General features: G+C 48.2%; 4 protein-coding genes and 1 pseudogene. 1 reads left to right on the forward strand and 4 read right to left on the reverse strand.

The features are described from left to right. Positions 1-134: 134 nt before the first annotated feature. A pseudogene (gene acnB, locus ACUZ8J_RS18955) lies at positions 135-2,734 on the reverse strand (bifunctional aconitate hydratase 2/2-methylisocitrate dehydratase). Positions 2,735-3,168: 434 nt separating this feature from the next. Between acnB and hxpB the strand changes: the two are divergent. After that, positions 3,169-3,825 (forward strand): hexitol phosphatase HxpB, encoded by a 657-nt coding sequence (gene hxpB, locus ACUZ8J_RS18960; protein WP_446694636.1) that lies wholly within the window; start codon positions 3,169-3,171, stop codon positions 3,823-3,825. Positions 3,826-3,894: 69 nt separating this feature from the next. On the opposite strand, the gene ACUZ8J_RS18965 is transcribed toward hxpB, so the two are convergent. From ACUZ8J_RS18965 to ACUZ8J_RS18975, 3 genes are all read right to left on the reverse strand, one after another. Next, positions 3,895-5,937, reverse strand: coding sequence for a M13 family metallopeptidase (locus ACUZ8J_RS18965; RefSeq protein WP_446694637.1), 2,043 nt, complete (start codon positions 5,935-5,937; stop codon positions 3,895-3,897). 214 nt (positions 5,938-6,151) lie between these two features. Further along, positions 6,152-8,368 (reverse strand): patatin-like phospholipase family protein, encoded by a 2,217-nt coding sequence (locus tag ACUZ8J_RS18970; RefSeq protein WP_374919737.1) that lies wholly within the window; start codon positions 8,366-8,368, stop codon positions 6,152-6,154. Between the two features lie 230 nt (positions 8,369-8,598). Then, positions 8,599-13,062 carry an EAL domain-containing protein gene (locus tag ACUZ8J_RS18975; RefSeq protein ID WP_446694638.1) on the reverse strand — a complete coding sequence of 1,488 codons (4,464 nt, stop codon included), beginning with the start codon at positions 13,060-13,062 and terminating at the stop codon, positions 8,599-8,601. Positions 13,063-13,163: the final 101 nt, after the last annotated feature.

The raw sequence follows: 13,163 nt of genomic DNA on the forward strand, positions 1-13,163 counted from the left end.
CAATGGGGGCAAGTTGCCATCCTTGAGCAATGAGTTTGAGATTGGCAGTCACTTCTTTACCAACCGTTTTGCCATAGAATTCCACAAACAAAAAAGCCAGCTTTCGCTGGCTTTTTCATTATCATATCAATCGATTATACAGCTGATTGAAAGATCACTTGTGATGCTTTCTGAGTGTAAGAATCGATTTGATCGAAGTTCAAGTAACGGTAAGTGTCAGCTGCAGTTGCATCTAACTCTTTCGCGTATTCTTGGTATTCTTCAACCGATGGCAGACGACCTAACAAGGCTGCTACTGCTGCTAATTCCGCAGAGGCTAAGTAAACGTTAGCGCCTGTACCTAAACGGTTCGGGAAGTTACGGGTAGAAGTCGATACCACTGTAGAACCTTCAGCCACACGTGCTTGGTTACCCATACACAGTGAACAGCCGGGGATCTCGATACGCGCACCAACGCGACCGAAAATACCGTAGTAACCTTCTTCGGTCAGCTGGTCTTTGTCCATCTTAGTCGGTGGTGCAATCCACAGACGTGTTGGCAGCGTCTTAGCGAACTTGTCTAACATCTTACCGGTCGCACGGAAGTGGCCGATGTTAGTCATACAAGAACCTACGAACACTTCGTCAATCTTAGTTTGCGCAACAGATGACAGTAATACTGCATCGTCTGGATCGTTTGGCGCACACAGGATTGGCTCTTTGATCTCGTTTAGATCGATTTCGATCACCGCAGCATACTCGGCATCGGCGTCTGCACTCATCAGCTCAGGATTCGCTAACCACTCTTCCATGCCTTTGATACGACGCTCTATCGTGCGACGGTCACCGTAACCTTCGGCGATCATCCACTTCAGCATAGTGATGTTCGAGTTCAGGTACTCGATGATTGGCTCTTTGTCTAACTTGATAGTACAACCCGCTGCAGAGCGTTCTGCAGAAGCGTCAGACAGTTCGAATGCCTGTTCTACTTTCAGGGTTTCTAAGCCTTCGATTTCCAGTACGCGGCCAGAGAAGATGTTCACTTTACCCTTCTTCTCAACGGTCAGCAGACCCATTTCAATCGCTTTTAATGGAATCGCGTGTACTAAGTCACGTAGGGTGATGCCAGGTTGCATCTTGCCCTTGAAGCGCACTAATACTGATTCTGGCATGTCCAGAGGCATCACACCGGTCGCGGCAGCGAATGCCACTAGACCAGAACCTGCTGGGAATGAAATGCCGATTGGGAAACGTGTATGTGAGTCACCACCAGTACCAACTGTGTCTGGTAATAACATACGGTTTAACCAAGAGTGGATAACACCGTCACCTGGACGCAGAGACACACCACCACGGTTCATAATGAAGTCTGGCAGAGTGTGGTGAGTGTTCACGTCTACTGGTTTTGGATAAGCGGCAGTGTGGCAGAATGACTGCATAGTCAAATCGGCACTGAAGCCTAAACAGGCTAAGTCTTTCAGCTCGTCACGGGTCATAGGACCGGTCGTGTCCTGTGAACCCACAGAAGTCATCTTAGGCTCACAGTATTGACCTGGACGTACGCCAGCAACACCACAGGCTTTACCAACCATCTTCTGTGCAAGCGTATAACCTTTGCCATTATCAGCGACGTCTTGAGGACGTACGAATACGTCAGAAGCGGGTAAACCTAACACTGCGCGCGCTTTGTCAGTTAAACCACGACCGATGATCAATGGAATACGACCACCAGCACGCACTTCGTCTAACAGTACGTCGGTTTTCAGGCTGAACTCAGAAATCACTTCGTCTGAGCCATGACGCTTCACTTGGCCAGCGTATGGGTAAATGTCGATCACATCGCCCATTTCCATTTTGCTGACGTCAAGTTCGATTGGCAGTGCGCCCGCATCTTCCATAGTGTTGAAGAAAATCGGCGCAATCTTGCCACCTAAGCAGAAACCACCAGCACGTTTGTTAGGTACGAATGGGATATCATCACCCATGAACCACAGTACTGAGTTAGTTGCAGACTTACGTGACGAACCTGTACCCACAACGTCGCCCACGTAAACTAATGGGAAACCTTTGGTTTTCAGTTCTTCTAATTTCTTGATTGGACCTACGCTGCCAGGTACATCTGGCTCGATACCATCACGCGCGTTTTTCAGCATAGCTAATGCGTGTAGTGGAATATCTGGACGTGACCAAGCATCAGGTGCTGGTGACAGGTCGTCGGTGTTCGTTTCACCTGAGACTTTGAATACGGTCAGGGTCACTTTGTCCGCTAATTTTGGACGGCTTAAGTACCAGTCTGCATTTGCCCAAGCTTCAACGACTTGTTTAGCATAGGTATTACCCGCTTCCATTTTCTCAACCACATCGTGGAAAGAATCAAACATCAGCAGGGTGTGAGATAAGGCTTTAGCGGCTAAAGGCGCCAGAGCTGGGTTATCTAACTGAGCGATCAGCGGCTCGATGTTATAGCCACCTTGCATAGTGCCTAATAACTCAGTCGCACGTTCGGCAGACAGGATAGGTGAAGTTGCAGTGCCTTTGGCAACCGCATCTAAGAAAGCGGCTTTTACGTAAGCGGCTTCGTCAACACCGGGGGGAATTCGATTTTCTAGCAGGTCAAGAATAACGGCTTCTTCACCAGCGGGCGGGGATTTTGAACCAATTTAACCAGTTCAGCCACTTGATGTGCATCTAATGGCTTAGGGACTACGCCCTCTGCAGCACGTTCTGCGACGTGTTTACGATATGCTTCTAGCACGGCAACATTCCTCTTTGTTTGGCGCTCTAACAACGAAACTGCACGTCTTCTCAATTGAAGCTGACAGTCCGACATGATCGACCCGTATTTCCGGCCAGCAGTATACTACAGCTTTGCAAAAGTATGAATCAGGTCACACTCGGCGAAAGACGAAATAAGGGCTAAATCCGGAGGTGCAGCTCAACTTACGGCAAGAATAAAACAAGGGAAATTAGACAATAGTTTGAAAACAGACAAAAAACCATAAGTGACAAATAGTTAACATAAGTTAATCAATTTAAAATCGAACGAATATTTTTTTGCTCGCAACCGCAGGTTAAGCGTAAATATTTTTAAACTTTGTGCTTTTAGACTTTGAAGATGCCGAGCTTAACCATACACTCAAGTTCCCAGAGCATAGCGCTTAGTAATCCTTCCCATCCCTTGGAGTAGTAATGACATCCCTTAGTATTCAAGCTGTTATTTTTGATATGGATGGTGTGTTAATCGATTCAGAACCCCTTTGGCAACGGGTTGAGTATGAAGTCTTATCGGCACTTGGCGTGCCCGTCACTATCGAAACGATTCAACAAACCACAGGTTTACGTATCGACCAATGTGTCGACTATTGGTATCACAAAGCACCTTGGGCCGATTACGACAATGCCAAGGTGAGCACCGCCATCGTCGATAAAGTCGCAGAGGAAATTCTGCGAACGGGCGAAGCCATGCAAGGCGTTCAACAAGCCATTGATTACTGCCAAGCTAAAGGCTTGAAGATAGGCCTAGCCACCTCTTCTTTTTACACCATTATCGAAGCCGTACTCAGTAAACTCGGCCTAAGCGATAAGTTTATGGCGGTACAATCCGCCGAAGGTCTCACCTATGGCAAACCCCATCCCGAGGTTTACTTAAATTGCGCCGCCGCGTTAGGAGTCGACCCGCGTTATTGCCTCGCGATTGAAGACTCTTTCAATGGCCTTATCGCCGCCCGCGCCGCCAATATGCAGACCGTCGCCATTCCCGCACCGGAGCAACGCGGCGAGGCCAAATGGGTTATCGCCCATCACCAAGCCGACAGCTTGTTAGATTTACCAGCTATCTTGGGCTAATCACAGCAACAATTGACGCAAATAAAAAAGCCAGACATCCGTCTGGCTTTTTCGTTTTCATCCTATGGATTACCAGATTTTAACGCGCTCATTTGGTTTTAAGTACATCTTGTCACCCTCTTTCATCTCGAAGGCTTTGTAGAAGGCTTCGATATTGCGAGGCGTACCCATAGCGCGATAGTGGCTAGGTGAATGCGGGTCAGTCAGCAGACGACGACCTAACTCTTCATCACGGTAATTGCGGCGCCATACCTGTGACCAACCGACGAAGAAACGCTGCTCGCCCGTTAAACCATCCAGCACAGGGGCAGGCTTACCATTTAAGCTCATCGCGTAGGCACGCGCCGCTACAGTTAAACCGCCTAAGTCACCGATGTTTTCGCCTAAGGTTAAATCACCGTTTACAAACTTACCTGGCAGGGCTTCATAGCCAGAATACTGCGCAGACAGTTGCTTACCACGTTTTTGGAACTCTTCACGGTCTTTATCCGACCACCAGTCACGCAGGTTGCCATCGCCATCGTACTTAGCGCCTTGGTCGTCGAAACCATGGCTGATTTCGTGGCCAATCACCGCACCGATACCACCGTAGTTCACCGCATCATCGGCATCCATATTGAAGAATGGTGGTTGCAGAATCGCGGCAGGGAACACGATTTCATTACTTACAGGGCTGTAATAGGCGTTCACTGTTTGTGGCGTCATATGCCACTCGGTACGATCGATTGGCTTACCAAGCTTGTTGATCATGTCTTGATATTCAAACTGGGCGTAACGCATATAGTTGCCCACCAGCTCATCAGGCTTGATCTCTAGCGCAGTGTAGTCTTTCCATTTGTCTGGATAGCCGATTTTATAGGTAAATTTAGACAGTTTTTCCTGTGCCGCGACCTTAGTCTCAGGCGTCATCCACTCGAGTTCATTGATGCTGACTTCAAAGCCCTTGATCAGGTTTTTGATCATGGTTTCCATACGGGCCTTCGCTTCAGGCTTGAAGTATTGCTTCACATACTCTTCACCCACTAACTCGCCAATCACTTGGTCGGCGCCATCCACAGCCTTTTTCCAGCGTGGTTGTTGCTCTTCAATACCCATCAAGGTTTTGCTCTTGAAGGCAAAGTTTAGGTCAACAAAGTTTTTGCTGAGTAGCTCAGCATAGCTATCTACTAAGTGGAACGTTAAGTAATCCTGCCAAGCAGAAACGGGGAAGGCATCAAAGTTAGCGCCTAATTTTTCGAAATAAGATGGCTGACGCACGATGATGTCAGTCACTTTATCGCCAAGGCCCGCACTGGTCGCAAAGGCATCGATATCAAACTTGCCGGTCAGCTTTTGCAGCTCAGCACGGCTCAGCTTGTTGTAAGCTTTGTTCGCATCGCGAGATTCAACACGGCTCCACTGGCTCTTAGCGATCATCATCTCGATGTCGGCCACGTTTTTCGCCGCGCGCTTGGCATTCTTGTAGCCCGCTTCGGTCAGAATATCGGTCACATATTTCGCCATTGCTTGGCGGTTAGCGACAAACTTAGCGTCATCTTTTAAGTAGTAATCACGGTCTGGCAGGGTTAAGCCAGACTGGCTTAAATACACCGCATATTGGGTAGAGTTTTTAGCGTCGTTGTTCACGTAAAAACCAAAGGGGATGCCTGAACCGTTGGTGAGTAATTTGCCCATTACTGCAGGTAATTCGCCATGGGTTTTCACCGCTGCGATATCCGCCAATAGTGGATTAAGCGGGGTCACACCTAAGGTTTCGAGCAAATCGGTGTTCATAAAGCTGGCGTTAAAGTCACCGATTTTTTGATTATTCGAGCCAGGGGCGGCATCTTTTTGCGCAGCGGCGGCATCGATGATTTTCTTCAATGCATCTTGGCTTTGATCGTACAGCACAGAGAATGCGCCATAGTTAGATTTGTCGGCTGGAATGGGCGTATTCGCTAACCATTTGCCGTTTACGCTGTAGTAGAAATCGTCTTGATGGCGAACTGAGGCATCAAAGTTTTGTAATTCAATGCCAGAAACCGCGGCGACTTCAGTTTTAGGCTCGCTGCTGCAAGCGGCTAAACCTAGGCTCAGGGCAATCCCCAGCGCCAGTGTGCTAATCTTCTTCATTGTTTTCCTCAGCTTCCGTTTAAAGTTGTTATTTTTTCCCGCAAAACCTTAGCATTTTGCCCTGTCTGGCTGTAGCAAGATTTTGTAAAAGGTTATGACACTTATCGCCAGCTGCCAAACACATCAAGCGGCTACCTCATGCAAAGGCAAGATAAATGCTCATAGGACAGCACATAAAACAAAGGGCATGACCTTCGTCATGCCCTTGCGTTAACTAGAACGCCTTACCGATGAATAAATACAGGGATTTATCCCCCATATCGGTAATACCAAAGCCCAGTGCCGCTGGGCCCATCGAGGTATCTGTGCCTATGTATAGACTTGAGGCGTAAATTAGATCCGAGAGTGAGACTTCATCTCGCTCAAACCAAACATTCCCCGCCTCTAAGCTTAAACCCAAATAGAGTGGGTAATCCGTCATCCCCAGCGCATCACGGCCAAGATCATACTGATAAACAAAGGCACCGAAGAGTTTGTGGGCGCCAGTGAGTGAGTCCTTGTGATAGCCCGACAGATTTAAGAAACCACCTAAATCCGACAAATGTAGCGTGTTATAGCCATCATTATTGTTGGTCGCCACTGAGGCTTTGCCGACAAAGGCATGATTACCGACACTGAGCGCCCCTTTCCAATCGGCCTCAATCTGCACGCTATATTCGTTCTCATTGTTATCGACGAGATCATCAAAATCTTCGTTACGCACATAGACGTTTAAGGTGATACGGTTACCCGATGTCGGGAAGCTGATACTGTCTAAACTGTCGTAACCTGCTCTTAAGTAAGCGCCATAGGATTTAAAATCGAAATCCTTAATCAACCAAGCATCGTTAACAATAACGCCCTTTTCGGCCACTAACCCTAGCTCGACAAAACCTTGTAACACATAGTTATAGCCAATACCCAGTTCAACCGTGTGGGTCTTTTTGTCGAAGATCAGGGCGCGGTTATTGTTATCGTATAAATCCCAGTTGTGGACATCGTATTGATAACGGGCACGACTATAAAAATCCTGATCCCTATCCAAGGGTTGATAAAACTCGGTCGCAAACAGTTTTTCAAAGCCTAATTTGACTTCGTTACGCCACTCGCCGCCGTTAAAGGTTAAGTCGGTCATGGTATAGGCCATATCGAAACTGATGGCCGATTCGGTGCTAAAGTCGTCTTCCCAGTTAAATCCGAGTTGGAAGTAATTCGGTCCCCAAGATTTAGCTCGGGTGGTCACCGTCAGCACTCGGCCTTCTTCAGACTCGACAAACTCGGCATCCACGCGCTCAAACTTATTCAGGGAATAGATGCGTTTTAAGGCATCGTTCAATTCATCCTTAGTCACGGCTTGGCCGGCTTTGAGATCTAAGGTTTCCTTCAATAAGTTAAGGCTCACCTTCGACTGATTATCGAACACAATTTCTTGGATTGGATGCGCCACATCCGCCATCAGCTGCTTACCTTTGGCCTTCTTGGCCTCAACATAGGCCGCATATTCCTCGGCGCTGACGCTCATGCCTTGTAATTTATCCAGCTGACCATTGGCGGCTTCTTTGCCCAAGGTCAACGCCAGAGGCATGATGGTAAAGTCCGTGGTGCTTAAGGCGTCGATGGCAGGACGGATCAATACGTCTTTCTCGCTAAGCAGCTGTTTTTGTTTTTCGGTACTGGCATTGGTCAAGAAGTTAGATAACTGATCGAGCACCGCAATCGTGCTGTCGAGCTTGTCTTTGGTCACCAGTGGCGAACCGATATCCACGGCAATCACTATATCGGCGCCCATAGCCTTAACTACGTCCACGGGCATATTGTTGGCAATCCCGCCGTCGACTAACAACTTGCCATCAATCTGTGTCGGCTGCAGCGCCCCAGGTACAGTTGCAGATGCCTGCATGGCTTTGACTAAGCTGCCGTGGTCGATGACGACGGGTAAACTGGTTTCTAAATCCGTTGCCACCGCTCGATAGGGAATGGCCAACGCATCAAAATCACCAAATTGCTGCACCAGATCCGTGGACTGGCGTAATAGCTGCGACATGGTTTGCCCGCGCAGCAAGCCACTCGGCGCCCGGACTTCGCCCTCGGTATAACCGATATTAAGCGGAATATTGTAACGATCGCGTAACTGTTTATCGCGGTAACTCAAGACGTTACGCGGAATGGTATCCGAATAACCACTATCCCAGTCGACACCCATCATAATGGCTTCGACTTCACTGGCGCTGTAACCCAAAGAATACATGCCGGCGACATAGGCCCCGATACTGGTGCCGGCGATATAGTCCACGGGGATATGATGTTCTTCTAGGATTTTAAGCACGCCAACATGGGCAGCACCTTTAGCGCCACCACCACTGAGCACCAGTCCGACCTTAGGCCGTTCTGCCGCATACAAGGGCGTTAACAGTAAACATAAAAAGACAGAGGCGAATATTCGACGCATCATAGTGGGCTACTTTTTATTGGATAAAAAATTCAACTTATCTTAACAAATTTATTGATTTAACCGTCAGCGATATTTTATCTGAACCGATGAGTGATTAAGGGATACAAAATAAACCGCATCATCTAATCCTTGAGTGAAACCACAGGCTAAATACGGCAAACGCAGCTCAAAATAACAACAAAGGGCCCGCAAGTAAAAATACCCACGGGCCCGATGAAATACACAATCTCTTAAGAGCCAAGCACACTCTTTTTCAGTAAATAGCGCTCGAACTCGACCACAGACATAGGTTTGGCAAAGTAATAGCCCTGCACAATGTAACAACCGCGGCTAAAGACCTGCTCCAATTGCTCAACGGTTTCGACCCCTTCGGCCACCACGGTTAATTTCAAGTTGCGGGCCAACTCAATAATACTGCTGACAATGGCCTGATCCGCTGAGTTGGTGGCGATATCAATTAAGAAAGAGCGATCAATCTTCAAGGTATTCACATCAAAATGACGTAAGTAAGCCAACGAAGAATACCCAGTACCGAAGTCATCGATGGCCACTTCAATTCCCAACTCTTTAAGCTGAGTCAGATGGGTTTTCGCCGCTTGCACTTCCTTCATCAACACTCCTTCAGTGATTTCTAACCCGAGGGATGAGGTCGGCATTTGTGTATCGGCCAAAATTTTCTTTAACCCATCAATAAAGTCGGGTTGACGGAAATGCACCGCCGAAATATTCACCGACAATTTGAACGGAGTGTTGCAATGTTTCACCCATTTAGCACCATCCGAACAGGCACGGCGGAATACCCAGCGGTCGATTTCAACCACTAAACCACAGGCTTCGGCTACCTTAATAAAAATATCGGGACGGATATAACCTTCCTTCGGATGACGCCAACGAATTAAGGCTTCCATCCCAATAAATTTATCGCCCCGCAAAATATCAATCTGCGGCTGATAATAGAGTTCAAACTCTTCCCGCTCGATGGCCTTACGTAAATCTGCTTCCAAGCGTAAATGGTATAAGGCTTGGGCATTACGCTCCGATGAATAATATTTAAAGTTGCCACGCCCCTCTTCCTTGGCGTGGTACATGGCAAGGTCAGCATTTTTAATAAAGGCTTCGGGCTGCACCGCATCATCGGGCCAAATACTGATACCGATACTGGTGGAGATATAAAACTCGCGACCAAACAATTTAAATGGCGCCACAATTTGCGCGAGTAACCGCTCGGCAATGTGGTTTATCTCGTTTAAGTTATTGGCATTTCTCAGCAGGATCACAAACTCATCGCCGCCAAAACGACACAGCAAATGCTCACTGCCGATGCAAGACTGCAAGCGGTTGGAGGCTTCGACTAGCAAGGCATCGCCCATGCTATGTCCGTAGGAGTCGTTTACATGTTTAAAGCGATCGAGATCGAGGAATAAAAGCGCCAGCTTTTCACCAGTCTGCTGCGCGGTCTGAATCGATTGCAATAACCTGCTCGAAAACAGTGAGCGGTTTGGCAGCCCAGTTAACACATCATAATTCGCCAATCGCCTCAGATCAGCCTCGGTACGTTTTCGTTCGGTAATATCTGAAAAGACAATCACATAGTGTACTGAGCTATCACTCGTCGACTGCATCACCGAGACGTTAAGCCATACGGGGCAAATCAGCCCATTCTGCCCCACTAACTCACGCTCACCCGTCCACGAACTGTCTTGGCCGAGTAACTGATGCACTTCGGTCGAGAGACCATCCTTCATTTGCACGAATTGAGAAAAAGATTGTCCAACGAGATCATGCTGCTCAGAACCAATGATTTGTTGCGCCGCATGGTTTGCCACTCGAATATTTTCATCCACGTCTAAGATCAACACCCCTTCTGAAGTGTTTTCAAAGGCTTGGGCGAGGAGATTGATTTCATCCTCTAGCTGACGCTGCAGGGTAATGTCGCTATAAATCCCCGCTACCCGTTCAATCTCATGGGTCGTGCGATTGCGCGACACAGGGCGGCCCCTCACTCTTAACCAGCCCCAATTACCACTGCGGCGTTGATAACGATATTCCGCCTCAAAGCGGTCAACTTCACCCGCTAACATACTGTTCCATTGACCTAAGGCTTTATCCCTATCCTCTGGGTGGACGGGGAGAGTCTCGAGGGTAACCACAATCTCATTGGCATGGTTACCTAGCACGGCGCCACGGTTATCGAGGTAAAAGCTCTGGGTATCTCTATGCCATTCCCAGAGATCGGAATCGCTCCCGCGCAGGGACTGACGCAAACGGTCGTCACTCTCGGTCAACGCTTGGTTCATCGTCATAAAGGTCCGAACTTGGCGCTGACGATACCAGGCTAAACTCAATGCGATGATCGAAAAGATCAGTAGCAAGATGCCCTTAAAGCCTTGAGTCAACCACCAATGCTGCTCAACATAGAAGGGATAAGCGAAGGGTTTATCCGACCAGATCCCATTCACCTGACTTAAAATCTCCAGCCCATACTCACCCGCCGCCAGTCCAGCGAGGTTTATCTGCGACTCGCCTTGCAGCAGTACATAGTTATCTTCTTCCCCTTGGTAGCGCAGTCGATATTTAAATTGAATTGGCGAATCATCGAGATAATCGAGGTTAGTGATCTGTAAACTCACCATGTTGGCATCGGGTTTAATTACCATCATGGGCTGGGGTAATAGGGAAACTTCGGTGCTGTTATCGTAATAGACAGACACAGACTCGAGCATCACATGGTCATCGGTGATCCGGTTGACCAGCTTATCTACATCCAAGTGCATAACCCCTTCCGGGGTGCCAAGATATAGACCAAACTCGGGCGAATAGAAGTAAGCTCCTTCATTCATTTCATCGGAAATCAGCCCATCGAGTTGGTTAAACATGGCGATATGGCCGGTTGCTACATCTTGGCGGATCAGTGAATCAGCGCAGGCCACCAGATTAGCTTTAGGCGTCTTTTGGATAAAAAACACTGAGCTGCAGTTCACTTGCCACAGCGCAGTCAGCGAAACCAGTTCACTGCTGTTGAGGTGATACTCGAATAAGCCCTTTTCGTAGGAACCAAACCACATCACCCCAGGTGACATTTCCTCGATATGACTAACGGTGGGCATGGCGCTCAAGCCATTGAATAGGCTTCGCTGATCGTGGAACTCATTCGCCTCATCCAAATAGCCAAAAACTCGCTTACCGCCGATCCACAGCTTTCCGTCGGAGGCGCGATACAAGGTTCTAATCGCCGGACGCTTGGGTTCCACCGCATCTTTAGCAGGCTTGTCGATATTGAAGGCCTGCGGAGCTTTTAAATCGGCCTCCCAAAAATACAGGCCGGTGGAACTGGCGATCCACACCCGCCCTTTTAGCTGCGGGTCGACATAAGTGCGATAAACCAGCTTGTTTTTAAATTCATCTTGCCCATTGATCCACTTTGCAAAGCTCTCGCCCTTAAAGCTTGTTCTATCAACCACAAACAGGCCACCCGTGCTTGAGACCAACAAGTAATGCTCGGCAAATGCCCTGATATCGTAAATGCTCTCGTGAGGTAGTAAACCTTCAATCGGGATATCTATGGTTTGCTGTGTATCCTTGGCAATAAACATCACATTAGATGAGCCAAGCCAAAGCCCTTCAGGTGCCGCAAACACCGACCAAATCATGGCATCGCCCAGTGCGTAGGGTTTATCGGCGGTATAGGTCTCTAAGATAAAATCGGGCCGCGATGCCAGCAGCGCCAAGCCATCGCCAGAACCGCCCACCCACATCAAACCCGAATCATCGAACAGCATGGCCTTGAGGATTTCCATATTGGCCTGCTTTTTCAGCTCCTCCTGATAATTCTCAATCTGGTGAGTCTCTGGCGACCATTTCAATAGGCCAAAACGACTGGTAAACCATAGCGAGCCCTTAGGATCTTCAACAATCACAGTGCTCCAATCGGGTAATTCAGGCACGGCCTCAAGTTGCTGTGTGCTTGGCTCGAAACGATACACGCCACGGCTCGTCGCCAACCATACGCGGTGTTTCGTATCCTCAAGCATATCGAGAATGCTTCCCATAGACTCAGTCCATGGGTATTTACTGAGGGTTTTACCTGACTTATCCAGCAGCAATAAATCAAATTGCCCAGCCAGCAGGATTTGCTCATTGGGGAGCACCAATAACTTGCGCCAAGGCAGATCGCGATTAACCGCCAGTTGAGTCACCAGAGTGAGTTCAGAAGTCGCAGGGGAATATTGATAAATCTGACCATTATCAATCAGCAATAGCCAACGCTGAGCATCCATACGCGCCGCAGACAGCATAGCGCCACCGGGAAAGTGCGGGAACAAATCGGGTGAACCAAACAGCGTAAATTGATTGTCACGGATATCGTAGAGATACAGCGCTGCGTTGGTGCTGACCAGCAGCTTGTCTTGCCCGACGTTGACCACTGAGTTGAGGAAATCATCCGCAAGACGGGACTCGCTCCCCGTTTTGTCTATGCGTCTGACCTTAGAATTACTAACGCGATATAAGCCTTGCTCGGTCGCCGCCCAGACAAAACCATGGTCATCTAAGGTCAAGCCACGGATACTGGTGGCGGCTAATCCATCTCGGTCGGTGAAAACACGTTGCACAAATCCACCAGCCCAAACCATGTTCAGACCAGAGACAAAAAGGATGAAACATGCCAGAAGTGTTTTAGTTATTCTTGTTTGCATTTGATGACTTACTTCATACCATAGTTGTACTGTAGCAGTTCAAAAGCCTCAATTCACCCGCTTATTCACATTAGCGTTACAATTTTCTCAAGACAATAAAA

The sequence above is a fragment of the Shewanella sp. Koi 1 genome, from assembly GCF_052907445.1.